Origin of the sequence: Algoriphagus persicinus, from assembly GCF_035156415.1 — a bacterium.
Classification (GTDB): Bacteria; Bacteroidota; Bacteroidia; order Cytophagales; family Cyclobacteriaceae; genus Algoriphagus; species Algoriphagus persicinus.
This window is the reverse complement of record NZ_JAYEEY010000024.1, coordinates 1-26053: the sequence shown is the minus strand read 5'-3', so window position 1 is coordinate 26053 and position 26053 is coordinate 1. Positions and strand designations below refer to the sequence as shown.

Genomic DNA, 26053 nt, shown 5'->3' with positions numbered 1-26053 from the left:
ATGATGAGGTTTTGAGGTGTGGATACTCTACATAAGTATAACCCAAAAGCGTTACAGTGAACCATCAACCTACCGATTACGATAATTTTTCAATGGATGACTTTGTCTTGGATCCATTTTTTAAGGAGTGGGTATTGTATGCTGATCCGGTTCATAGTGAATTTTGGTTGGACTGGAAAGATGCAAACCCATCCAAAGTTAAACTGGTAGAGGAAGCTGAAGCCATACTATTAGGTATTGAGAATTCAAAACTCGAAATGAGGCCAGCAGAATTGCGTTCAGTTTGGGAGGTGATCCAAGCCGACATCAAACAGCCCCCAAAGTCCCTTGAATCATCTATCCGCAAAAGGAATTTATGGCCTTTTGCCTCTTCAGTTGCGTCTATTGCTTTAGTGTTACTTGCCTGGTATTGGTATGAATTGCCAAGGGAAATTGAATACCAAACAGCTTTTGGGGAGACCAAAGAGATTGTACTTCCGGATAGTTCCAGGGTGATTCTGAATTCCAATTCCAAATTGACCTTTGTGGATGATTGGGAAGGGCAGATGGCAAGAGAAATTTGGATAGAAGGCGAGGCTTTTTTTAGCGTGGTGCACAAAGTAGACCATCAGACTTTTAAAGTTCTAAGCTCTCAAAACGTCGCAATAGAAGTATTGGGGACAGAATTCAATGTGTATAATCGATCACAGGAGACCGAAGTGGTGCTTACCTCTGGACTGGTAACCTTGAGTTTTCCGGTAAAAGAAAAACAAGGTAAGATCGTCATGAACCCGGGTGACCTAGTAGCATTTAAAGAGAGTAAGTATCAGCGTAAGAAAGTAAATACAGCACACTATACTTCTTGGAAAGATAAAGTGCTCTATCTGGACGAAACTACTCTAGATGATATCATTAAAATGGCCAAAAATAATTACGGAATCGACATTGAGGTTGAGGATGATGAGGTTTTAGTGCAAACAGCATCAGGCTCTATGCCACTCAGTGATGCAGCGAATTTTATGAGCCAGATCTCCAAAATCTTTACTATTGAAATAGTAAACGAACAAAATAAGTACCTGATTAAAACCCAAAATGAAGTGTTCCCCAAATAACCTGAACCCTGTTTACAATGAGAAAGTTTGTACTATTAGTATGTATGAGCTGTTTGATTTCTTGGTTTGCATCAGCGCAAGTCGAGGGTTTGATAGCTTCAGAACGAAAACTGGATACCTACGGGTCATCCCGAAGTGAAAACAAAGAACTGAAAGAAGTTCTGAGTCAATTCGAGAATAATTTTAATGTCTCGATAGCGTACAAAGATGAATTGGTTCAATCAAAAAAAATCAAGACATCTCACTCTTCCTTTAACACAGTGGAAGAAGGATTGAAATTAGTCCTGCATGAAACGGGACTCAGCTACCAAAAAGCTGGGGAGAATTTTTATGTGATTTTTCAAAACAAATCAGGCAAAACAGCTGAATCTTCTGATTTGAAATACATTCAAACGGAGACTTTTTTGCCCTTATCCGATCGGAAAAGTTCAAGGACAAATTTCAAGACTGTGAGCAATAATGCTCCACAAATCGATCGCCGTAGAGTCGAAATTACCGGGAAGGTTACAGATGAAAATGGAATGGGTTTCCCGGGAGTTAATATTCTACTGAAGGGAACCTCCGTAGGGACGGTTTCTGACGCTAATGGTAACTATGCTATTAATGTGGTAAATGAAACATCCGTATTAGTATTTTCATTTGTAGGCTACCTCAATCAAGAACTTGTGGTGGGTAACAGGGCGGTAATAAACCTTACCATGAAAGTAGATGAAAGTGACCTAGAAGAGGTAGTGGTCACCGCCTTGGGAATCGAAAAGTCTGCTAAAAGTCTCGGTTACTCCACTTCAACGGTTAAATCTGACGAGCTGACCATCAATAGAACTCCCAATGTCATGAATGCGCTCCAAGGCAAAGTTGCCGGAGTAAGTATCTCCGCATTAGGGTCTGGGCCAGGTGGCACATCGAAAATCCGAATTCGAGGCCAGTCTTCAATCTCTGGTCAAAACAATCCACTGATCGTCGTAAACGGCGTGCCTATAGACAATACCAACTTTGGCTCCAATCCAGGAAATAATGCATCAGATAGCAGTATAGGAGTGCGTGGGGGAGGAAACACGTCAGATGGCGGAGACGGACTATCCAGTATCAACCCAGATGATGTGCAATCCATGACGATCCTAAAGGGAGCAGCAGCAGCCGCATTGTACGGTTCTCGTGCCAAGGACGGCGTGGTGATGATCACTACCAAAAGCAAAAATGATAGTCGGGGATTAGGCGTGACTTATAATTTGAACTATACAAACGAGGCTCCTTTGGATTTTACGGATTATCAATATGAATATGGCCAGGGAGAGCAAGGCGTAAGGCCGACTACTCCAAACCCTACTTCAGGGCAATGGTCTTTTGGTGAGAAATTCCAGCCTGGAATGACCCAGATGCTTTTTGACGGAGTGACTGTTCCTTATGTGCCTGTAAGAGGAATTATCAATGATTTTTTCCGCAACGGACAAAACGTGACCAATTCGATCACATTGGCTACTTCAGGCGAAAAAGGTGGAATGAGTTTGTCATTTTCGGATCTGAATAGTAAGGGAATAGTTCCAAACAATACCTATAACAGGAAGACGATTAATCTAGGTTTTGCCTATGATTTGAGTTCGAAATTGAGCTTTAGGGGAAACTTTAATTACTCTCATGAAGAGAATACAAATCCGCCAAACATAGGACAGCAAGATAACACCATACCCGTTGCGCTGTATAATATGGCGAATTCCATGCCTTTGGATGTGCTTCGCGACAATCGATATGATGCCAATGGAAACGAGGCCGTTTATTCGAGATTCAGGAATCGTACCAATCCCTATTTCACACTTTCTGATCAGTTCCAAAATATCCGTAGAGATAGGATTTTTGGGAATATCGCAGTAAAATACAACCTGACAGATTGGTTGTTTGTTCAGGGAAGAGTAGGTCAGGATTTTTGGACTAGAGATCAGGATTATAACAATTTCCCCACAGGCCAAGCTTCTCGGGCAGCCGCGCCGGCAGGGTTTGTAAATGGTGTGTACACGCAGGATCAACGAAGATTTCGCGAATTGAACACAGACTTTTTGATCAATGCCAATAAGGATTTTGGTGATTTTGGTGTGAATGTAAATCTTGGTGGTAATCACATGCAGCGCAGATCTGACTTGAATAGTGTACAGGTCACCGACTTTGTGGTGAGAGACCTTTATACTGTACAAAATGGCAGAGCCAAAGACCCCCTCTACGATCTGAATGAGCGAGCTGTTAATTCCCTGTATGGATCTGCGGAAGTCTCCTATAACGACATGCTTTTTCTGACAGGAACGGTAAGGAATGATTGGTTTTCTACACTTTCTGAGGCAAACAGAAGTATTATTTATCCTTCCGTTTCTGCCAGTTGGGTATTTACTGAGAATTTTGATAAAAGTGGCTGGTTGAATTTCGGAAAACTGAGAGTTGCCTATGCAGAAGTGGGTAGTGATGCCGATGTGGGAGCCTATTCGAATGTGCTTTTTTATGGCATCAACAATAATCTATTTGGCGGGCAGCCTGTGGGAGGACCTAACGGCTCCAATCTTCCTAACCCAAATCTACGCCCAATGAGAATTGGAGAAGCTGAAGTAGGATTTGAACTACGTATGCTTCAAGGCAGAGTAAGTCTTGATATGGCCGCCTACAGAAAACTCACAACAGATCAAATCGTGCGTGCACAGATTTCAGATGCATCTGGGTTTGTGAATACATCTATTAACAGCGGTCAAAGTGAAAACAAAGGAGTGGAAATGCTATTGACCTTCGTCCCTATCGAAAACGATAAATTCACCTGGGAATCTTCCATAAATGCCGCATACAATATAACTGAGGTACTAAGTCTGCTTACGGATACCCCTGGAGAGAGAATCACCGTAGGGACGCACGTGTTCAATGGAGAATTGAGACAAATCGTGGGAATGGAAATGGGCCAAGTGGCAGGATTTGGCTACAGAAGAGATGAGCAGGGAAGAAAGATTTTTGGTGCCAATGGAATACCGCTTCGTACTTCGGATTTGGTCAATTTTGGTAGCGCACTACCCAATTGGGTGGGAGGGTTTAATAACTCACTCAATTACAAAGGGGTCAAGCTTTCTTTCCTGATTGACTTCAAACTTGGAAATATTATGCTTTCAGGCACCAATTTCAACGCAACCAGACACGGTCTTCATAAGATGACCTTGGAAGGAAGAGAAGGCGGTGTTGTAGGGGTTGGCGTGAATGAAGCCGGTGAGACAAACACTGTCGTAGCACCTGTCCAATCCTACTGGGAAGTAGTGAGGTCACAGGCTTTAGTAGAACCGGTGATCTATGATGGAGGATATTGGAAGCTACGGCAAATTACCTTGGGGTATGATTTCACTAAGCATTTGCCTGATAATCAGCCATTCAAATCAGTCAAGCTGAATTTCGTAGCCAACAATGTATTTATGATAAAGAAATGGGTGGACAACATCGATCCAGAATCTTTCGGGTATTCCTCCGATAATTTGGTAGGCATGGAGTCCACAGGCCTCCCCTCCACCAGAGGTTTAGGTTTCAATCTAAATGTCAAATTCTAAGCTATACAGACATGAAAAAGATCATTAATTATATATTCATAGCGTCCATTTTGGTGTTTTCATCAGCATGCGACAATAATTTTGACGAGCTAAATACCAATAAGGTAAGCGCCACGGCCATTGATCCAGCTTTTCAGCTGAATGCAGCAATAGTTGGATGCGCTTATCCAAACGGTAGTTTGGTTTATGACATAGGAGTGGTGCAGCAGATTATTTCACCAAATTCAGGTGTGCTAACCGGAGCCAATTATAACCAAGATAATAGAGCCTCCACACAGGAGCTTTGGCAAAGCTACTATCGAAACGTGATCAAGAATACCAAAGATGTAATCAGCAAAATCAAAGATGATCCGAATCGAGCAAATCTGCTTAATATGACTAGAATTATTCAGGCGTTTGCATTTATGGTTTTGACGGATGATTATGGAAGTATTCCTTATTTTGAGGGGGGTGTAGGCTATTCTCAGCAAGTGTATTTTCCTGTCTATGATTCTCAAGAAGTTATTTACGCAGATATCATCAAGGAGCTGACTGAGGCTACCACGGCTCTGAATCTTTCGGGCAAAATTGAAGCTGCAGATATTCTGTATGGAGGGGATTTGAATAAGTGGAAGAGCTTTGGCTACTCCTTGCTGCTAAGGGCTGGGATGAGATTGAGTGAAGTAGATGCTGCAAAAGCGCAGCAAGTAGTCCAGACAGCATTTCAAGGCGGTGTGATCCTTTCGAATTCTGATAATGCGAAAATCGCCCATGATGCGAACTATACCAATACGATTGGGAATTTGTTGAATGCTACCGAAGCATCTAATTTCTATCTTACTGAGCCATTTGTAGAATATCTTCGAAGTAAAAATGATCCTCGTCTTTCCGCAATTGCTATCACCTATGTCGGTGCAAAATCCGGCCCGGAGCAAACTCCTGCGAAGGGGACTTATGAAGCAAGTGTCCACGTAGGCATGCCTATGGGAAATGACAATGTAGGCGCTGTGCAAGCAGCATCAGATTTAGGTTTGGTTAGCTTCTATGAGTTTGCGCAGGCTGATAGAAGAAGACTCGCAAAGAACACTGCGCCAAACTTCCTAGTCACAGCCTCTCAAAACTACCTGTTATTGGCTGAAGCCAGGCACCGAGGCTGGATCAATGCAGGAGATGTTGAGTCCTACTATAATGCAGGTGTGAGAGCTCACATGGATCAGTTGGGTACAGTGGATGAAGGTGCTTCAATAGCTCCTGAAGCAGAGGATGCTTATTTAATTGCCAATCCATTTGAGCCATCAAAAGCCTTGGAACAAATCAATACCCAATATTGGGTTTCCTCATTTCTAAATGGTCCAGAGGCTTTCGCAAACTTCCGTCGATCTGGCTATCCGATATTGGCAGCAAATCCATTTCAGGGAAGGGAAGTTTTATTTATCAACCGATTGACCTATCCTAACTCTGAAATCTCTGTAAACTCAGAAAATGTAAGCGCAGCCATTTCTGCTCAAGGAGCAGATAACCTGGAAACCAAAGTTTGGTGGGATAAATAGAATTCAACAGGGCTCTGTCAAAAAGAGCCCTGCTTTTTTACATTCAAAAAATGCTCATGATAAAAAAAATTACAATTTCCCTTTCGTTGACCTTGTTTATTCTCACAGGTTTGTTTGCACAGCAGATTTCAAAAGAAGAGATGATTTTTCTCACCCAGCAATGGGAGGGAGCGCGATTTGAGGATGGAAGGCCGAAAGTATCTGACGAAATTCTGCGCCGTATGCGAGAAGTGACACACGACGAAGCCTGGGCGGTGATGAAAAATGCAGGCTACAAATATCAGTACGCAGATGGTTGGGGATTATTAATCAATTCCGATAGTATATTGATAGGCAGGGCTTTGACAGCGACTTTTATGCCAGGCAGGCCCGATATCCATGATGCGATTGACGAGCGGGGCAAGAAGGAAGGGAAGAGAGGGCAAAATTCTTGGCCGGTAGATTTATTGCAACCTGGGGATGTGTATGTGGTGGATCAGTTTGGGATTCACAATGGCGGGCCTACGATCGGTGATAACGTGGGGAATGCCATTTATGCAAAGTCTGGCAATGGAATCGTGTATGATGGGGCGGTGAGAGACATTGTGGGCTTAAAGGAAATAGGTTCCTTCACTTCCTTTGTTTCCAGTTATCACCCTTCCCATCACAATCAAGCGGGTGACCTAAACACTATGTTGATTGGAATTAATAAACCTACCAGGATTCATCAGGTAACAGTGATGGCTGGGGATGTCGTCTTGGGAAGGGACGGAGCGGTGTCTTTTATCCCTGCCCATTTGGCGGAAAAAGTAGTAGTGACTTCTGAAGTCGTTCGTCTCAGAGATATGTTTGGGCATCAGCGGTTAAGAGAAGGAACTTACAGCGCAGGACAGATTGATACACGATGGTCAGAGGAGATCGAAAAGGATTTTTCCCAATGGCTCACAGAGCACATAGATGAACTTCCGATAGCCAGAGAACAGATTCAGGAAATTCTGAAAAACAGAACTTGGTAATACTTAAGCACAACCCTAAATAACCTATGAAATCGAGCATGACTCAAGCGTCACACACTGGGATGATTATCTACCATGCGAGATTCCATCTGACCTTTGAAAATCAAAATATAAACAGATGAAAAACAAGAACTCAAGAAGATCCTTTCTTCAAAAAGGAGCCGTAGCAGGCCTAACTGGCGCTGGATTGCTTTCAACTTTTGGACAGGGATTGAACGCTGCTGTAGTGAAACAAAACCCCTATTCAAACCCAGCAGATCTCAAAATAACCGATGTGAAATGTGGTTTTGTACGAGGAGCTGTCTATGTGAAAATTTATACTAATCAAGATGTCTGGGGTTGTGGAGAAGCTGTGGATGCCATTCATGGTTCATACTATTTAGTTAAAAGATTGGGTGAGCAGATCAAAGGGCAAAATCCCCTTAACCCGAATCGTCTTGCAGAGCAGATTCGTAAAGGAGCATTTTTTGGTGGAGCACAATCAGGTGTCTTTGTGGCTGTGTTATCGGCGCTGGAGACTGCACTTTGGGATATTACCGGTAAAGTGTTTGGCGTTCCTGTTTACCAACTTTTAGGAGGGAAATTCCGGGATAAAATCCGTGTTTATTGCGATACGGCACTTTATACCTCTACTAATCCTACTCCGGATGACTATTCAGCTGCCGCCAAAGATGCTGTTTCGCGCGGGTACAATGCAGTCAAATTTGACGTGGATGACGGAAGAGATCCTAATAAGTACGATCGCTACAACTGGACCGCAAGTCCGGCTGAAATAGATAGAATGTATAATGCAATTGCGGCAGTAAGAGAAACGGTGGGGCCATCTATCGATGTCTGTGTGGATATGCATGGTCGGTACGATGCGATTACAGGTATGAAAATGGCCAAAATGTATGAGCCTCTGAATCTGATGTGGCTGGAAGAACCTGTACCTGCTGATAATCCTGAGGTATATAAGCACATTACCCAGGAGACAAGCACGCCTATTTGCGCAGGCGAAAATATCTACCTCGCCTATGGATTTACAAAGCTACTCTCTGATGGTGCGCTGAATATTGTCATGCCTGATTTGCAGAAAGCAGGAGGGCTAGGAGAAGGTCAGCGCATCGCCAACCTGGCCAATCTGTATTATGTGCCCTTCTCACCTCACATGGTGGCATCCTTTCTCGGGGCGATGGCGAGCTGCCATGTGTGTGCTTCTGTTCCTAATTTCCAAATCATGGAATGGCAAATCTACATGGATAAAGATGACCTCTGGAAGGAAATAGTGACCTATGATGGCCCGAAAACCGAAAACAGCTTTATCACAGTTTCAGAGAAACCAGGAATCGGCGTGGAGATCAATGAGGAAGGAATGAAAAAGTATGCCGTTCCTGGCATCCCTTTCTTCGAATAATCAAAGTAGAATTGGTGCTCTTCAGATGAGATTTGAGTTGATATCTACCAATACTACCGAATAAAGAAAATGCCTGTTTTGACTTGATGCTATTTAAATTCTTGAAGAATCAATACTACTATATAACCTATTTATCAAATTAACTAAAAGTAAATGAACTCATTCTTTTCTCAAACCAAAAGCCTTAGAGTTGCCATTGGAATTGCAGCTTTTTCTTCAATTCTTCTCATGAATAGTACCGTGGCCCTGTCACAAGCCGTCGGTGCTTCTCCTGAATACATCAAGGCATTAACTTCTGGATGGACCGGAGACAGATTTGCTGATGGACGGCCTAAAGTTTCTGATTCAATATTGGAACGTCTTAAAAATATTTCCATAGAGGAGGCCTGGGGTGTATTGCGCAACAAAGGCTATCAAAATCAATACGAGGGTGACTGGCAAATCATGCTGCCAGATGAAGCGATGACAGGTCGTGTAGTCACTGCCCAATATATGCCGCTAAGACCGGATTTAGAGAAGCAAGTGAAAGATCAGGGAGTGGATATGGAAGGAAGATCTCCTAAAGGAGGGACGAATTCTTGGCCTATTGACATTCTTGCCAGTGGAGATGTGTATGTAGCAGATGGGTACGGAAAAATAGTTGATGGAACACTCATCGGCGATAATCTAGGGAATGCTATTTATGCAAATTCTCAACGAGGCGTGATTTTCTATGGTTCTGTTCGTGATCAAGAAGGTCTCTCTGAAATTGAGGGATTCAATGCCTGGATGAAAGGGCAAGATCCGTCCTACATTCAGCAAATGATGCTTACGTCAATCAATGCTCCTATCAGAGTAGGTCGAGCTACTGTTCTTCCTGGAGACGTGGTTTTGGCAAAGAAATATGGCGTGATTTTCATTCCTGCTTACCTGGTGGAAGAGCTTGTTTTGACTTCTGAGGTAACTGGATTGAGAGATGAATTTGGGCATCAGAGATTGAGAGAAGGGAAATATTTAGCTGGTCAGATTGATAGTCAATGGACAGAGGAAATCAAAAAGGACTTTTTGGATTGGCTGAATAACTATCCAGGTAAACTTCCAATGACTAAAGCTGAGCTGGATAATTACCTCAAAGAGCGGAATTATTGAGTCTGGGTTTCAGATAGGAAGAACCTACCCATTTTCCATCTTCCAATGGAAATACCAGCTATTGAAGGCAAACAAATTAATATAACTCATAACACTTAACCTATTTACCATGAAAAGCACCTTACAAAGTCTCATTCAAAAAAACAAGGCACAAGAGCAACAATACATTGCCCAGCGCCAAGCAGAAATTGACAACCCTCTTACCAAAGACAATAGGAGAGATTTTTTAAAGAAAACCGCACTTGGAGGTTTGAGTTTGACAGCACTGATGGGGCTAGGAATCGAAGATACCATGGCTGAGACTACCAAGAATGTGCGAAGAGCTTCTGCTCCCTCTGATCTCAAGATTACAGATTTGCGCTATGCGCACACGGCTGTCATGGGTGGAACTGCCATCCTGAGGATCGATACCAATCAAGGGATATACGGCCTTGGTGAAGTGCGGGATGGAGCAGATCCTAAGTATGCACTTATGCTGAAAAGCCGGATTCTAGGGGAAAATCCATGTAACGTAGAGAAGATATTTAAAATCATCAAGCAATTTGGCGGGCAATCGCGCCAAGCTGGGGGCGTATGCGGAGTGGAGATGGCTCTTTGGGACCTCTGTGGCAAAGCCTATAATGTGCCTGCATGGCAGCTTCTTGGTGGACGGTACCGGGATTCAATAAGGCTTTATGCAGATACCCCGGAAGCAAAGTCTCCAGAAGAGCAAATGAAGCTTATCAAATTCAGAACGGAGGATCAGGGCTACACATGGCTTAAAATGGACGTGTCTATAGGCGAGATCATGGATATACCAGGATGCGTCGTAAATCAGGAAGTGTTTAAATCAGGAAAAAGTCAGTGGTCAGGAGGATACATGTCCTATGCAAATACTGCTCATCCTTTCACAGGAGTGCAAATCACTGAAAAGGGTTTGGATGAACTGGCGAAGATCGTAGATAATGTACGGGGAATGATAGGCTATGATATCCCACTTTCCACCGATCATTATGGTCACTTCGATTTAAATAATTGTATTAGGTTGGGGCAAGCACTAGACAAATACCGTCTCGCTTGGCTGGAAGATATGGTGCCTTGGCAAATGTGGGAGCAGCATAAGACAATAACCACAGCACTCAACACACCTACTACTACTGGGGAGGATATATACTTGCTTGAGTATTTCAAAGATCTAATCGATAATCATGCCGTGGATATTGTCCATCCAGATTTGGCTTCTTCAGGTGGGCTTTTGGAAACGAAGAGAATTGCTGATTATGCTGAAGAAAAGGGGATTTCAATGGCTATGCACCAGGCAGGGACACCGGTTTCCTTTATGGCAAACGTACATTGCGCAGCAGCTACGCAGAATTTCCTTGCTCTTGAGCATCACTCGGTGGATGTGCCTTGGTGGGAGGATCTAGTGACCATGACCGGGGGAGGCAAAATGATTGACAAGGGATACGCTCCCGTTCCATTGAATGCGCCAGGTCTGGGAATTGAACTGAATGAGGAAGTAGTGAAAGCACACCTTCATCCTTCGGATAAGTCCTATTTTGCTCCAACTGATATGTGGAACGAAAAGCGTTCACATGATAGAACATATAGTTAAAAACACCTATTTTACCTATTGGAAGACCCGAGAGCTAGTTTAAGAACTGGTTGTCGGGTTAATTTTATATGTACTCACCCAAAATCCCGTCGTTTTGAATCTAAAAATCACAAAAATACTTTCAATCGTCACCGGCGTATTGTTCTTAGCTGCACTTGCCACTAGTCTCTTTGCAGGGATCGCAAATGCCGGCTTACTATGGATAGGATTTTTCTTCATTTGTGCCATTGCCTTTTTAGGAAGTACCACATTAAAAGGGTACGCCTACTCCATGATGATCTTTGGATCTGTGGCTATTGCCCTATATTTTCCTCAGTATTTTATTGAGTACGACGGCTTCAAGTTCAGTGCGCTTATTGTTCCATTGATTCAGGTGATCATGTTTGGGATGGGGACATCTATGAGCATCAAAGATTTCCTCGGAGTAGTCAAAATGCCCAAAGGAGTAGTGATAGGAGTGCTATGCCAATTTTCTATCATGCCTTTCATCGGGTTTGGTCTTGCAAATATGAGTGGTTTTCCTCCAGAAATTGCTGCCGGAATTATTTTGATTGGCTGCTCCCCTAGTGGAATGGCCTCTAATGTGATGAGCTATCTCGCGAGAGCAAATCTTGCGCTCTCTATTACAGTTACTTCTGTTACTACTTTATTAGCACCCTTTGCTACTCCTTTTTTAATGGGCTGGCTAGCTGGAGAATTTGTGGAAATCAATGTGTTGGATATGATGGTTAGCATTGTGAAAATGGTCATCCTACCCATTGGTGCTGGCCTGATTTTTAATTACTTTCTGCGTGGAAAAGCCAAATGGCTGGATGATCTGATGCCTATTTTGTCTATGGCCGCGATAGCCGTGATTCTGGTCGTCATTGTATCGGCGGGTAGGGATAGTTTATTGGATATTGGACCGCTTCTAATTATGTTGGTACTATTTCATAATCTTGCCGGATATACCCTGGGGTATTGGGTGAGTAGATTGCTTAGACTAAATGAAAAAGACTGTAGAACTATCGCGATAGAAGTAGGAATGCAGAATGGCGGCTTAGCCTCCGGTATCGCTAAGGAAATGGGGAAAATAGCTACAGTGGGACTGGCTCCGGCTGTTTTTGGGCCTTTGATGAATGTAACCGGTTCTATACTCGCTTCTTATTGGCATAAAAAACCGACAGAACCGGAGGAAGTTTCTCAATAACCTAAGGCAGCTTATAAGCCTGACGGGCCAGTAATTTCCACTGGCCCTTTTCTTTTTGCCATACAAGCATCACACCGATTTTTATGGCATTTGAGGTGCCTCCGTCTAGTACATCAGCAGCCAATACATGTCTTACGATTGCTACATTTTTGTACACCCGTATGGTTTGATTATCAAAAGAAACCGCAGCAAAATCGGATGCGCCACTTACTAGTGCCTCTATAAATTGAGCTTGGTTTTCGAGCTTTCCATTCGAATGACCATAGCTCAGATCGATAGAACTGAGTTGACTCAAATTGATTATGGTAGGGTCAATTAGTGCTAGCCGGAGCTTTTCTACCTGGGATGCTACGTCTTTCTCAGCTTGCGCAAAAGCAAAAGTTGCGCAGAGAAAAAAGGCTAAGGTTAGGATAGTTTTCATAGGTTTTTTGAGATAATCTATATGGATAAATAAAGTGTATTCATTCAGCTAATCAATGACTTGCCTTTGCGATTAATGTGCATTGTTAAGATACGAAAAATGGTGAATAGATTAATATTGAGCATGGCGACAAGTCGATGTTATCCTGCGGTAAGATAAACGTGCTAAAGCTTGCAGGTGTAGGCTATACAGACCAACAACTTTTCGACCCGGAAAATTTTCCTCAAGTATTTACACATCAAAATTTAGTTTTTTCCAAGAATTCATAGGAGTGAGGATGATTAAATTATCTCCGGATTCAATCTTAAAATTGGTTTTTTGTAAGGAGTGCATGCCGATCGTGCTGTGAAAAAGCACAAATTAAAGCTAGTTGAATTGGGTTATTAGACTATTAACAGCTGTTACTTTTCCTGTACAATGGTGAAAATATTCTTTTCTTTCAGGCCTTTCACTTCATGTTCTATCATTACCGGGATATCGTAGGTATCGAATTCTTTGAGGTGTATAATTTCTCCATTAATGAAAAATTCTATTTCACCTTGAAGCACTGTCAGAAAAGAGGGGTTATTTGCAGTGTGCTTTTTTAGGAGTTGATTTTGGATCAGCCCAATCGCAAAATAGTTCGTTTTGTCCGTCCGCTGGATCGGGCAAACGGAAGGGCGATCATTATGGAAGGTCAAGTTTTCAAGAATATTCATGCTAGTGTGGTTTTCTAGTCCTATAGGTGATTCACCTTGAAGTTAGCTAAAGTTTGAAAGAATTACGCTAATATGTAAAACTAAGTCAACTTGAATTGCGACTGCTTTGCTTGGTTATTTCCATTTGAGAACTAATAAAAGGAATTCTTGGAGCAAGAAAATATCCCGTTAAACTGGCAAATAATATGGGGATAAAATAGTTGAAGCCTGTAAGGGTGGCCAGTAGGATGGTTGTACTCATGGGTGTTCTGGTAACGCATGCATTGATGCCTGCCATACAGCTTACGATGGTTAATGTGAGATTTGTTTCAGGGAAAACTTGATGAATAATCAGCCCCAGTGTAGTACCTACGAAGAAAAGAGGAATGATAAATCCTCCTCTCCAACCAGAAGTAACGGTGATAGAAATAGCGAGAACTTTGAAAATCAGTATTGCCACCAAAGCTTCCAAAGCGAAGTCTCCAGCAAGTAATTCATTAATTTCCTCATGTCCGAAGTATCTGGTGATAGGGAAATAATAGGCAATCAGACCCAAGAGGATTCCACCAATTAATGTTTTAAAGTAGATGGGAATCGGTCTTTTGTCGAACAATACTTTGAAAGATTTTGTCGAATAAATAAATATCCAACCCATTGCTGTGGCAGCCATAGCGAATATTACGGCATAGCCAAAATCAAAGACCCCTGAATATTCATATTGCGCCAGATCCCAAGTCGCTCCTAAGCCTAGATGAATAATGAGCGCAAAGACCAGATAGCTGAAACAACTGGCGACCAATGCAGGGATAATAGCTTTATAATATTCTACAGCGTGCTTGTGATGCAATATTTCCAATGAAAAAAGGCTTCCTCCTAAGGGTGCACCAAATAACGCAGTGAATCCAGAAGCCATGCCAGCTATACTCATAGAACGTAGCTCTTCACCTTTCAAACGAAAGATTTTCCCTAGCCAAGTACCTGTAGATCCAGTCACTTGAACTAGCGGAGCTTCTGGGCCAAGACTCCCTCCAGATGCTACACATAGCAGAGATGAAAGGATCATGGATGGATTATTCTTTGGGTCAAGTTTTCCTTTGTTGAAACGGATATTGTTGACTATCAGATGGATTTCGCCGGGATCACCGATGAAATGGATGACCAGTCCAGCCAGAAATCCGCAGATAGCCATTACCGGAATAACTTCCCATCCTTCAAATATTGAGATTTTGTGCGTTAAAAATTCTAGCACTATCCAGTAGAAACCAGCTATGGCTCCACCAATCAAACCTAGTAATGCCCACAGCAAAAACGTTCGGCTAAATAGAAACGGATTGGGACGAATGGGCTGATCTAAAATATTCAGTGCATGGACTAGATTTCGTCTTCTCTTTAATTTCACCTGTTTAAATTTTTATTTTGTCGTTGGGTTGCGGTATCCAAAGAGTTGAAATGTGATTAGAAAGGCTCAATATGGATTAGTACATTCCCGAGTTCTGGGATATCCTTACACAGTTTATCTTTCAGCTGATGTGAAATATCGTGGCCTTCGGTCACCGTAAGTTTGCCGGGTACCAAGGCATGTAAATCTACATGGTATTCCATTCCTGCCTTTCGGATAAAGCATTTTTCTGTTCCTTTGACTCCTGGTACAGTCAGTGAAACCCGACGGATTTGCTCAGTCAACTCCTCGTAATTATTCTCATCCATTACCTCCCCCAGTGCAGGACGGAAAATTTTATAGCAATTGTACAGGATGAAAGCTACCGCCAAGAGCGCAGCGTAATCATCAGCTGCTTCAAACCCCGCTCCTCCGAAAAGTGCAATGGTGATTCCAATAAATGCGGCAACAGAGGTAATCGCATCGCTACGATGATGCCAAGCCTCAGCTTTTAGTGCACTGCTGTTTAATTTTTTGCTTCTGCTGATTACTACTTGGAAGGAGATCTCTTTCCATATAATTATTCCTGCAAGGACAAGTAAGGTAAAAGGCTTAGGTACCTGATGTGGAATAGTGATGTGCTGATAAGCCTGCCAAGCTATGGTGCCTGCAGAAATAATCAAAAAAACCACCACCAAAAATGTAATTAATGGTTCTGCTTTTCCATGTCCGTAGGGATGATTTTCATCGGCAGGCCTAGAGGAGTACTTCAATCCAAAAAGCACAAGCACTGAAGAAAAAACATCCACAACAGACTCGATTCCATCAGCTATCAGTGCATAGGAATTGCCAAAGATACCTGCCAGGAATTTAATCGCTGCCAAAACAACATTTCCCAGCATGCTGAAAATAACAGTTCTGACTGCAAGATTGGATTTGCTCATGGGTGAGGCGGATGTGAGAGATTCAAAAGTAGGTAATAATCTTTTTGGAAATAAAATAGCCAGAAACAAGTGATTCTATTTGCTATTGCAATTTGAAGTAACAAATGAATCCCTTTTAGCTAACATTTCCACCCCTTTTGACAGGAAAGGATTGAATACTTTTGAAGTTGAATAACCAAACCCTATGAAATCGAGCATGACTCAAGCGTCACACACTGGGATGATTATCATCATGCGAGATTCCATATGATCTTTGAAAATCAATTATAAACATATGAATAAGGCCACCAGATTTCTTGCACTCTTGCTTTGTGTGTCCCTCACTTTTTACGCCTGTGGAGAAGATGAGGATCCATTCGAGTTGTTAGTTTCTTCCACATCATTGGAATTCAGTGCAGCGGAGGAGTCTCAATTCTTGGCAATTACCAGCAATCAAAATTGGAGTATTGATCTAGACGTTCCTTGGATCCGCGCGACTCCCATCGCTGGTTCGGGAAATGCTCAAATCTCAGTAACTGCTGATACAAATGCTTCGGAGGAAGTTCGCACTGCCAGGCTAAAAGTAAGGTCGGGAGCGATTGTCCAGCAAATTGCTATTACCCAGGCAGGCGGTACTTCTGTAACTCCAGATTATTTCATTCCTGCTGATAATACTGGAATGCGGGATATCCCAGGTTTGGAGTTGGCAAGTGAAATGGGGATCGGTTGGAATCTCGGGAATTCTCTCGAAGCAATAGGAGGTGAAACCGCCTGGGGCAATCCCAAAACCACCAAGGAGCTAATCGAGGTCATTAAAGCGGCCGGGTTTAAATCCGTGCGCATCCCAGTAGCATGGAGCAAATTTACCAATGCTGAAACCTACGAAATTGATCCAGTATGGATGGCGAGAGTAGAAGAAGTGGTGGATTATGTGATTGATAATGACATGTACGCAGTCATGAATATACACTGGGATGAAGGCTGGATGCAGCCCACTTTTGCGCAGCAAGAGTATGTGAATGATAGGTTAGAGAAAATGTGGATACAGATTGCTTTGCATTTCCGTGATTATCAGGATCACTTATTATTTGCAGGAACAAATGAAGTGATAGTAGAAGGGGATTATAGTACTCCCAAACCGGAAAATTATCAGGTTCAGAACTCATTCAATCAGACGTTTGTGGAGGCTGTACGATCTACCGGAGGGAGAAATACCTTCAGAAATCTAGTTGTTCAGACTTTTAATACCAACATCGATTATGGGGTGAGCTTCTTTGAAATGCCAGAAGATAATACAGAGGACCGCCTTATGGTGGAGGTTCATTATTATGATCCGTATGAATTTTCTCTGCAAGAGAATGAAACTATCACGCAGTGGGGCATGGGCGCAACAGATCCTACAAAAACAGCTTCATGGGGTGGAGAATCCTATGCCGACGGACAGTTTCAAAAAATGAAAACCAAATTCATAGACAAAGGAATTGCAGTTTTACTAGGTGAATATGCCGCTACGGACAAGAAGGCAGAAGACAATGATATCTATCGGGAACATTACCTGCGCTATATCACCAATAGTTCCATAGCGCGTGGACTAGTACCTTTTTATTGGGATAATGGTTATAAGGGAGATTATGGTTCTGCGCTATTCGACCGGAGCTCAGGAGCACAGGTTTATTCTGATTTGATCAAAGCGATTACCGATTAAACCAAAAACTTCTGGTATTACTCACGAATTCCGGGGTTAGATTAGCAAGGTTCTTAGGAAGCAAATGCCTCCTTATTTTGGCGGCCACTGATCGTCCCTGGCATAAATTGATCCATTTTTAACACAACAAATCCACCAAGGGCACATGCAGCCATGCCCAATACCATAGGAAATGCCGAGCTCGCATGGAATAAACTAACAATTGCTGTGACTATACCTCCAATTGCCATCCTCATGCTTCCTAGCATGGCAGAGGCTGAGCCTGCTGCTTTAGCAAATGGAGCCATAGAAAGAGCGGTGGTGTTTGGGCCATTTAATCCGTGGGCTGTGAGGAATATGAACATCAAAGCGATCAGCGTGTACACATTGTACCAACTGAAATAGACTCCTGTCACTAATATCAATCCAACTGAGACCTGATAGTGAAGAGAGAAATTGATGATCTGCTGGCTAGTGTATTTGCGTAGCAATATATGGTTAAGCTGGGTAGAGCCTATCATGGCAAAAGCCAAAATGGCGAAGATCCAGCCGAATTGATGTTCACTCAGACCATACAAATTCATGAAAACGTCTGCCGAACTTGCGATGTAGGCAAACGGAGCTGCACCGGCAATACCACCTGCTAGCATGTAAACCAGAAACTGGCGATTCTCAAGTACCTTAATATAGCTTTTCCAAACCTGTTTGGGTTTAAGAGATACTTCCTTGTCAGGAAGTGCTCCAGCTGGAAGTACAACTACAGTCGCAATCCAAATAATGGCCGTCAAAACAGCTAGAATGATAAATACCCAGTGCCAATCATAAGCTGCTGTCACAAAACCACCTAAAGTCGGGGCGATCATGGGGGAAACTGCTATCACCAACACAAGTAAAGACATGGCTTGCGCAATTTTCTTCACAGGGAATATATCTCTTACGATCGCTTGAGCGGACACCATTCCAGCACAGCCTCCAATAGCTTGAAGGAAACGCATGAAAATCAGATTTTCTACAGACTGCGACATGGCACATCCAATAGATGCTAGGATATAAATAGCTAAGCCCCCATAAAGCGGCTTTTTCCTGCCATATTTGTCTAGTAGCGGTCCGTAAAATAACTGACCGATGGCGATGCCGACTAGATAGGCAGTAAGCGAAAGCTGAATATTTGAAATTGGGGTATTCAGATCTCTTGCCATCTCAGGAAAACCTGGGAGATACATGTCAATAGAAAGAGGGGAAATCGTACACAAGGCACCTAGTACCAAGACGATTTTAAAGTATTCCCTTTTGCTGTATTTTTTTTCCACCCTAAAAATAATTTGATCTTAAAATTTTGGCTATTCGTGGTAAACAGGCTAATCTCTTGATGAGTTCGCAAATATCGGGTTAATTTTTTATGAAATAATTAGGGCTAACCCGAATAGGTTAAAGAATCATTAATAGCCAAATTTTTTGAGTAAAAAGTAAATTGAATTAGCCCTAAGATTTTGTATCAATGCATAAAAGCCAAAGGATTGATTTTGGGATTTAGCAGTGCTTTACCTGAATGAATTAAAATTCTATCTCATCAATACTTCTCAGCTGCACATGCTTTTTCATCTTCTTTTGGATGATTTTGAAGTGGTGCAGGTCCTCCTCTGCGATCAAAGAAATGGCTTCTCCAGTTGCACCGGCTCGGCCTGTTCTACCGATTCTATGCACATAGTCTTTTGGTGATCTTGGCAATTCATAATTGATCACCAGCGGCAAAAATTTAATATCAATCCCTCGTGCTGCCAAATCTGTAGCCACTAGCACCCTGGTTTTGCCGGTTTTGAATCGATGCAATGCTTCTGTCCTAGCTCCCTGACTTTTATCCCCATGAAATGCCAGCGCATCAATTCCATTTTTGCTGAGCTTGGTGACGATATTATTAGCAGCTCGGATAGAGGAAGCAAAAATCAATACCTGCGACCAATCTCCTGTGCTGAGTAAATGTCTTAAAAACGGGCCTTTTTGCTCCATAGGCACGCGGTAAGCATATTGATTAATTAAATCCGGAGAAACTGTGTCCGGCTCGGCAGAAATTCGAATAGGCTCATGAAGCAGTTCTTCGGTTAATTCATCCACGGATTCTTCGCTGGTGGCTGAGAAAAGTATGTTCTGTCGCTTTTTGGGGAGTTTTGCTAAAATCTGATCCACTTCTTCCTTAAAGCCCATATTCAAAACCTTATCAGCTTCGTCCAACACGAGCACTTCCACCTGATTAAGATTCAGAGAATTTTTGGATAACAAATCCAACAGTCGACCGGGAGTAGCTATCAAAATATCGGTTCCATAAATCTTCATCATCTGCGGATTGATCGATACTCCTCCAAATACAGCCAAAGCTTTTACCGGTCTGGTCAGAAACCGGGCAAAATTCTCGGTCACTTCTGCCACTTGACTTGCTAATTCCCGAGTAGGAACTAGCACCAATACCGGGATCATACGCCCCTTATGTGGAGCTTTTTCCTGAAGACGCTGGAGAATAGGAAGGATATAGGAAGCAGTCTTTCCTGAACCCGTAGGGGCGATACCAAACACATCTTTTTGCTGAAGGATAGCCGGAATAGCTTCTACTTGTATAGGATAAGGACTATCGTATTTTGCCTTGGCGATAGCATCAAGTAGTTGCTTGGATAGTCCTAATTCTGAAAAATTCATGTGCAGATATTTTCGACAAAGTTAAGGCTTGGAAATTACTATTGAACCTTTTCGGTAATCTTCATGCCTGAGGTTCCGGCATAGAAGACAATAATCTCTGCATCCTCGTCACCTGTATTCCTACCCAAATGTTTTTTGTTCACCACTTCTATGATAGGATCACCGGCTTTGAGTGTGAGTTTATTGCCATCTTCATCGATGACAAATAGCTCCCCTTTGAGCAGTACACCTGCGTTAATGACCGGATGAAAGTGCAGCGGTAGATCAGAGTGGGCCGGAATGGTGATTTTTAGAATAGAAATCTCCGGCTTTGAAATTGGGTAATGCGGCAATGAGTCACCATTCCAAGAAAGTTCGGATTGGATAAGGGTGACAGAGCTTGGAGAAGTCTTTTCCCAGACTTCTTTTTTCACCACATAAAATGAAAAAAGAAATAGTAGGGCAACAAGCAGCATGTTTTTCTTCATGGGATGGATTTTAGGTTTAAAAGAATAATCAAACAGTTGATGTAAATCTTACTTGTGTATAAGGGTAATATGTTTCAACTTGTAAAGTACCTTTTAAATGCATACCGTAACTAAGACGATTGGTCGTTGAAAGATACTTAGCTCAAACCTAAAAACCCGATTCCTAGTATGTCCTTTATTCGTATTGCATCCTACTTTTTGATAGCAATTATTCTGACTTCTTGTTCCAAAACACTACAGGAAGATCATTCCAACCCCTCTCCAGCGAAATCTGCAGCCGAAGAAATGGAAACATTTCAATTGGAAGCAGGATTCAAAATTCAATTAGTCGCATCAGAACCTATGGTGGAGGATCCTGTCTTTATCACGTTTGATGAGGATTCCCGGCTCTGGGTGATTGAAATGCGCGGGTTCATGACAGATACGCTGGGCTCTGAGGAAGATAAGCCCATTGGGAGGATTTCGGTACTGGAAGATGAAAATGGAGATGGATTGATGGATAAAAGAACCATTTACCTGGATAGTCTGATAATGCCGCGAGCCTTAGGGTTTTTCGCCGATGGCGTACTGATTGCTGAGAATAAAGCCCTTTGGGTGACCCAAGATGTTGATGGAGATCTCCAAGCCGACACGAAAGTGTTGTTGGATTCTACTTATGCTGCTTCAGGGAACCCCGAGCATTCAGATAATGGCTTGCTCAGAAATGTGGACAATTGGTATTACAATGCAAAATCCAGACTTAGGTACAAATATCTGGATGGCAATTGGATAAGAGACTCTACAGAATTCCGAGGACAATGGGGAATCAGTCACGATGACCAAGGGCGCTTATTTTACAACTACAATTGGTCACAACTTCACGCAGATTTGGTTCCGCCCAATTACCTTTCCAGAAACCCAAATCATAGCCCATCAACGGGAATTGACTTTGGAGTAGCGCAGGATCGCAGAGTTTTCCCTATCCGTTCCACTCCGGCTGTTAATCGAGGCTATATTCCCGGAGTATTGAGTGAAGATCAACGATTGATGGAATTCACCGCTGCATGTTCACCTTGGGTGTATAGAGCGACACTTTTTCCGGAGCCATATGAGGGAAATGTCTTTGTGGCAGAACCTGCAGGTAACTTGGTGAAGAGAAACGTCCTGTCTGAAAATGGCACTACAATTATCGGTTCAGATCCTAATCCCGGTAAAGAGTTTTTGGCCTCTACGGATGAACGATTTCGTCCTTCGGGGTTCGCAACTGGACCAGATGGGGCATTATATATAGCAGATATGTACCGAGGGCTGATCCAGCATAGAGCCTATATGACACCGTATTTACTGGAGCAAACGGTAAAAAGGGGGCTGGAATTCCCGATCCATTTAGGAAGGATTTGGAGGATTGTACCTGAGGGAGAAAATACTATAGCAATGCCTAAGCTTTCGCAGGCCAGCAGTGCAGAATTGATATCATTTCTTTCTGATAAAGACGGCTGGTACAGAGATATGGCTCAGCGACTCTTGGTGGAGCGAAAGGATGCGCGGGTGAAAGAAGGTTTGATGCAGGTTGTTTTGGATTCTAATGCGAGTGAAATGGGGCGATTCCATGCCCTTTGGACACTGGAAGGACTGGGTTTGCTTTCGGAGGATTTTCTTTTTTCGACCTTTGAGAAATCTTCAGGTCTGATTCAAAATACGGCACTGAGATTATTAGAGCCATTTGCGCAAGTTTCTGCAGTCATTCGGTCCAAACTTGCTCAAGCGATGCAGGATGCTGCGCTTATCGCTACTCAGCAAGAAGCACTTCAATTGGCCTTGAGTAGCTATGTGCTTGCTGCTGATGAGAATGAGAAAGTGCTTTCTACAGTTTTTAAAGAGCAGGGTGATGACCCTTTGATTAGGGATGCAATGATGAGTAGTTTGAGGGGGGGAGAATATGATTTCTTGCAAAAACTCTGGGCTAGTTCAGCATGGGAAATTCAGGATCAGACCAAGGAAATATTTTTAGAAACACTAGCTTCAGCAGTGCTGAAAAATGGAAATCCCTCTGAAGTAGCCGGACTTTTGACACTGGCAGATGCTAAAGAGCTAGCCTGGAAGGAAACTATTTTGATATCCGGTATGTCAATTCAAGCTGCAAACCTAAAAGACAAAGTACAGATAGCTCTTAAGTCAGAGCCTTCACTTTTTCAGCGAAAAGATCTTCCCATTGATCAGAATCGCTTGAATATGCTGATGAGAATATTTACCTGGCCTGGGTATGAACCCTCTAAAGTTGTGGTTTCAGCAAGTCAGCTGGATGAAAGAGCAATGAAGCAATTCGCTCAGGGCCGGCAAAAATTCCTGGTGACCTGTGCTGGATGTCATGGATCGGATGGGGAAGGGGCTACCCGAATGGGGCCGCCATTGGCTGGTTCGGAGTGGGTGCTGGGTGACGAGCGAAGACTGGCCATGATCTTATTGCACGGGTTGGAAGGACCGGTAGAGGTTGCCGGGAAGACCTATGATGCGCCTGATATTCTTCCTGTGATGCCGTCACACGCTACAATGGATGATGGAAGTATTGCGGCGATTTTGACTTACATTAGAAATGAGTGGGGAAATCAGGCTCCGCTAATATCAGGCCGAACGGTCAGCAAAACCCGCCTGACTACTCAGGGAAGAGTCTATCCATGGAAAGCAGCTGACTTAAATGAGTATATAGAATCTTTGCCTCCCGAGGAAACCCAATAACCCTAACCTATGAAGACTTCCAAATCAAATTTGGTCAGCTTTGATGCTGACAGAAGGCATTTTATTAAAACAGCAAGCCTCGGAGCAATGGCTATGAGCTTTCCATTTCCCTCCCTGCCTGACACCTTGAAGGGTATCCCAATGGGTGTAGTCGTGCACTCCTATGGAGCAAGATGGCATTCCCAAGTAGGCAGCCCAAATTTTCCTGGCTTTGCTGATGCGATAGATTTGATGGAGCATTGCAAGCAAATCGGTGCCGGGGGAGTGCAAGTACTCGTGAGTGGTTGGGCGGATGATTTTGCTAAGAAAGTGCGTGATCGTAGAGAAAAACTGGACTTATATCTGGAAGGAAGCATAGGTCTTCCAAAGTCAGCTGATGAAGTTGCGAAATTTGAAGCCGAGGTGTTAGCTGCAAAAGAAGCAGGTGCTACTGTCTTGAGGACGGCCTGCCTGAGCGGTAGGAGATATGTGAATTTCCAAACTCCTGAGGAATACAAAGCCTTCAAAAAAAATGCGCTTCAGTCCATAGAACTGGCTGAGCCCATTGTTCGAAAGCATAAAGTGAAGCTTGCTATAGAAAATCATAAAGATTGGAATGCAAAAGAACTCGAAGCGATAATCCTTAATATGGGCAGTGAATGGGTGGGAGTAACTTTGGATTTTGGTAATAATGTATCATTTCTAGAAAATCCTATGGAAGTAATCAAGACTTTGGCACCTTACGCATTTTCTACTCATGTGAAAGATATGGGCGTGAAGGATTACAAGGATGGATTTTTGCTTTCAGAGGTACCACTTGGCGAGGGGATTGTGGATGTCAAAGCGGGAGTAGATTGGTGTAAAAAATTCAATCCTGATATCACCTTTTCGCTCGAAATGATCACGCGTGACCCCTTGGAAATTCCTTATTTGACTGACAGCTATTGGGCAACTTTTGAGGATGCATCTGCTCAGGAAACAGCGAAGCTACTTCGGCTAGTAAAAGAAAATGCATTTAAGGGGGAACTTCCTCATGTTACCGGACTTAGTCCCGAAGAAAAACTGGCATACGAAGAGCAGAACGTGGTATCCTGCTTGAATTACAGCCGAAGCACGTTGGGATTGGCATAAGTGTTTTTCTAAAACATGTGTTTCTGGCTGAGTGCACGGTCTAGTATTAAGTTTGTTTTTCATTTGAGAAATACCCATTTTCCTACTTTAAGAAAGGAGAGATTACCTAATTTGAACCTCAACCATTTACCCTAAAAGTACTAGGTGCAGTTCACGGGCAAACGTATACTAAAAAGAAAAATCTGCAATTAAAATTTAACCATTAACCTATTAACCCATAACTATCATGTCTGAAAAATTACCAGGAATCAAACTTTTTGACCTAAGTGGAAAAGCAGCAATCATCACAGGTGGATCCAAAGGTCTTGGTTTGGCAATGGCCGAAGGACTTGCCTCCGCTGGAGCAAATGTGATGCTGGTCAGTAGAAATCTGAATGAATGTGAAGAATCAGCCATCAGAATCAACAAACTTTATGGAGTCAAGGCTATCGCCTTTGAAGCTGATGTTGTGAATAAGGATCAGACAGAAGCCATGGCAAAAGCAGCTTTTGATGCTTTCGGAAGAATAGATGTGCTAATCAACAGTGCAGGGATAAACATCCGGGGAGCGATTGATGAATTGCAGCTGGAGGAATTCAGCAAAGTGATGGATATCAATGTGACAGGAACTTGGCTATGTTGTAAAGCGGTAACTCCCTACATGAAGGAAGCCGGAAAAGGAAGTATCATCAATCTCGCGAGCACTTTGGGATTGGTAGGGCTATCGAATAGAACGCCCTACGCATCCAGCAAGGGTGCCGTGGTGCAGATGACCCGAGCACTAGGATTGGAGTTTGCACCATTTAAAATTACGGTCAATGCGATTTGCCCTGGGCCATTTTTGACAGAAATGAACTTGCCTATTGCCGATACAGAGGAAGGAAAGAAGTTTGTGGTTGGAGCCACAGCTCTTGGCAGATGGGGGAGATTAGAAGAAATTCAAGGAGCGGCAATTTACTTGGCTTCGGATGCGGCAACGTATATGGTGGGATCCATGCTAACTGTGGATGGAGGTTGGACCGCCAGGTAATTTTGATAGATGTAAGGCGGCTTGATTGCGTAAGTCATCAGACTTGTATCTAGTTAGCAGCTTTTAATGCCGTCACGAGCTTTAAGAGAAAAGTAAGAAATTGGATTCTTTGCTGCATAGAACATAGATTTAACAGAAAATGTAAGCTATCTCATATAGCAAGCTATGGTTGCTATGGGTGTGGTTTTTATTTGTTCAGCTTGCTTAAGGAACATTCTTTTAAAAGGCCCTCCATTATCAATTCTTCAGTTATCCTTATTGACAAACGTTTTTTGACCATTTTGAAATAATCAGAAATAAGTCGAGCTCAAGATCTTTACTACCTGAACAAGCTGAGTCTTTAGTCAACTCTTTTTTTTCTCTGCGATAAAAGAATAGCAAAAAAAAGAGGCTGTCTCAAAAGTAGATAGTTTAAAAGGCTAGTCGATTACTCGGCTAGCCTTTCTTGTTTTACTCAAAATATGTACTTTGAGGTGTGGAAAAACAAGACTTAAATGTA

19 protein-coding genes are annotated in these 26053 nt (G+C 42.8%); 12 read left to right on the top strand and 7 right to left on the bottom strand.

The features are described from left to right. Positions 1-56: 56 nt before the first annotated feature. The 8 genes from U3A58_RS17005 (at position 57) to U3A58_RS16970 (ending at position 12482) form a co-directional block, all read left to right on the top strand. A complete protein-coding gene (locus tag U3A58_RS17005) occupies positions 57-1091 on the top strand; it encodes a FecR family protein (protein ID WP_323825449.1) in 1035 nt (344 codons plus the stop codon). A 17-nt stretch (positions 1092-1108) separates the two neighbouring features. Continuing rightward, positions 1109-4651, top strand: a complete 3543-nt coding sequence (locus tag U3A58_RS17000) for a SusC/RagA family TonB-linked outer membrane protein (RefSeq protein ID WP_323825447.1) — start codon at positions 1109-1111, stop codon at positions 4649-4651. Positions 4652-4662: 11 nt separating this feature from the next. Continuing rightward, complete coding sequence (locus tag U3A58_RS16995; RefSeq protein WP_323825445.1) at positions 4663-6180, top strand: SusD/RagB family nutrient-binding outer membrane lipoprotein; 1518 nt, start codon at positions 4663-4665, stop codon at positions 6178-6180. Positions 6181-6236: 56 nt separating this feature from the next. Next, positions 6237-7175 carry an RraA family protein gene (locus U3A58_RS16990; RefSeq protein WP_323825443.1) on the top strand — a complete coding sequence of 313 codons (939 nt, stop codon included), beginning with the start codon at positions 6237-6239 and terminating at the stop codon, positions 7173-7175. A 118-nt stretch (positions 7176-7293) separates the two neighbouring features. Next, positions 7294-8571, top strand: coding sequence for a mandelate racemase/muconate lactonizing enzyme family protein (locus tag U3A58_RS16985; protein WP_323825441.1), 1278 nt, complete (start codon positions 7294-7296; stop codon positions 8569-8571). 228 nt (positions 8572-8799) lie between these two features. Beyond that, entirely contained in the window at positions 8800-9699 is a 900-nt protein-coding gene (locus U3A58_RS16980) for an RraA family protein (RefSeq protein ID WP_323825526.1), read from the top strand. A 109-nt stretch (positions 9700-9808) separates the two neighbouring features. Further along, positions 9809-11293, top strand: coding sequence for a mandelate racemase/muconate lactonizing enzyme family protein (locus U3A58_RS16975; protein ID WP_323825438.1), 1485 nt, complete (start codon positions 9809-9811; stop codon positions 11291-11293). 94 nt (positions 11294-11387) lie between these two features. Beyond that, complete coding sequence (locus tag U3A58_RS16970) at positions 11388-12482, top strand: bile acid:sodium symporter family protein (protein ID WP_323825436.1); 1095 nt, start codon at positions 11388-11390, stop codon at positions 12480-12482. A 1-nt stretch (position 12483) separates the two neighbouring features. On the opposite strand, the gene U3A58_RS16965 is transcribed toward U3A58_RS16970, so the two are convergent. The 4 genes from U3A58_RS16965 to U3A58_RS16950 form a co-directional block, all read right to left on the bottom strand. Continuing rightward, positions 12484-12903 (bottom strand): nuclear transport factor 2 family protein, encoded by a 420-nt coding sequence (locus tag U3A58_RS16965; protein WP_323825434.1) that lies wholly within the window; start codon positions 12901-12903, stop codon positions 12484-12486. Between the two features lie 401 nt (positions 12904-13304). Then, positions 13305-13601 (bottom strand): cupin domain-containing protein, encoded by a 297-nt coding sequence (locus tag U3A58_RS16960; RefSeq protein WP_323825432.1) that lies wholly within the window; start codon positions 13599-13601, stop codon positions 13305-13307. Between the two features lie 85 nt (positions 13602-13686). Beyond that, positions 13687-14979, bottom strand: coding sequence for a chloride channel protein (locus U3A58_RS16955; RefSeq protein WP_323825430.1), 1293 nt, complete (start codon positions 14977-14979; stop codon positions 13687-13689). A 56-nt stretch (positions 14980-15035) separates the two neighbouring features. Continuing rightward, entirely contained in the window at positions 15036-15902 is an 867-nt protein-coding gene (locus U3A58_RS16950) for a cation diffusion facilitator family transporter (protein WP_323825428.1), read from the bottom strand. Between the two features lie 274 nt (positions 15903-16176). Between U3A58_RS16950 and U3A58_RS16945 the strand changes: the two genes are divergently transcribed. After that, positions 16177-17586, top strand: a complete 1410-nt coding sequence (locus U3A58_RS16945) for a cellulase family glycosylhydrolase (protein ID WP_323825426.1) — start codon at positions 16177-16179, stop codon at positions 17584-17586. A gap of 53 nt (positions 17587-17639) precedes the next feature. Here U3A58_RS16945 and U3A58_RS16940 read toward each other — a convergent pair whose 3' ends face one another. From U3A58_RS16940 to U3A58_RS16930, 3 genes are all read right to left on the bottom strand, one after another. Beyond that, entirely contained in the window at positions 17640-18875 is a 1236-nt protein-coding gene (locus tag U3A58_RS16940) for a multidrug effflux MFS transporter (protein WP_323825424.1), read from the bottom strand. Positions 18876-19119: 244 nt separating this feature from the next. Next, on the bottom strand, positions 19120-20253 hold the full coding sequence (locus U3A58_RS16935) for a DEAD/DEAH box helicase (RefSeq protein ID WP_323825422.1): 1134 nt from the start codon (positions 20251-20253) through the stop codon (positions 19120-19122). A 38-nt stretch (positions 20254-20291) separates the two neighbouring features. Then, complete coding sequence (locus U3A58_RS16930; protein WP_323825420.1) at positions 20292-20720, bottom strand: cupin domain-containing protein; 429 nt, start codon at positions 20718-20720, stop codon at positions 20292-20294. 168 nt (positions 20721-20888) lie between these two features. Here U3A58_RS16930 and U3A58_RS16925 point away from each other — a divergent pair, with 168 nt between their 5' ends. The 3 genes from U3A58_RS16925 to U3A58_RS16915 all read left to right on the top strand — a co-directional run bounded on the left by U3A58_RS16925 (position 20889) and on the right by U3A58_RS16915 (position 25554). Then, positions 20889-23435, top strand: a complete 2547-nt coding sequence (locus U3A58_RS16925; protein WP_323825418.1) for a DUF7133 domain-containing protein — start codon at positions 20889-20891, stop codon at positions 23433-23435. Between the two features lie 9 nt (positions 23436-23444). Continuing rightward, positions 23445-24545 carry a sugar phosphate isomerase/epimerase family protein gene (locus U3A58_RS16920; RefSeq protein ID WP_323825416.1) on the top strand — a complete coding sequence of 367 codons (1101 nt, stop codon included), beginning with the start codon at positions 23445-23447 and terminating at the stop codon, positions 24543-24545. A gap of 226 nt (positions 24546-24771) precedes the next feature. Beyond that, positions 24772-25554 (top strand): SDR family NAD(P)-dependent oxidoreductase, encoded by a 783-nt coding sequence (locus U3A58_RS16915; protein WP_323825414.1) that lies wholly within the window; start codon positions 24772-24774, stop codon positions 25552-25554. Positions 25555-26053: the final 499 nt, after the last annotated feature.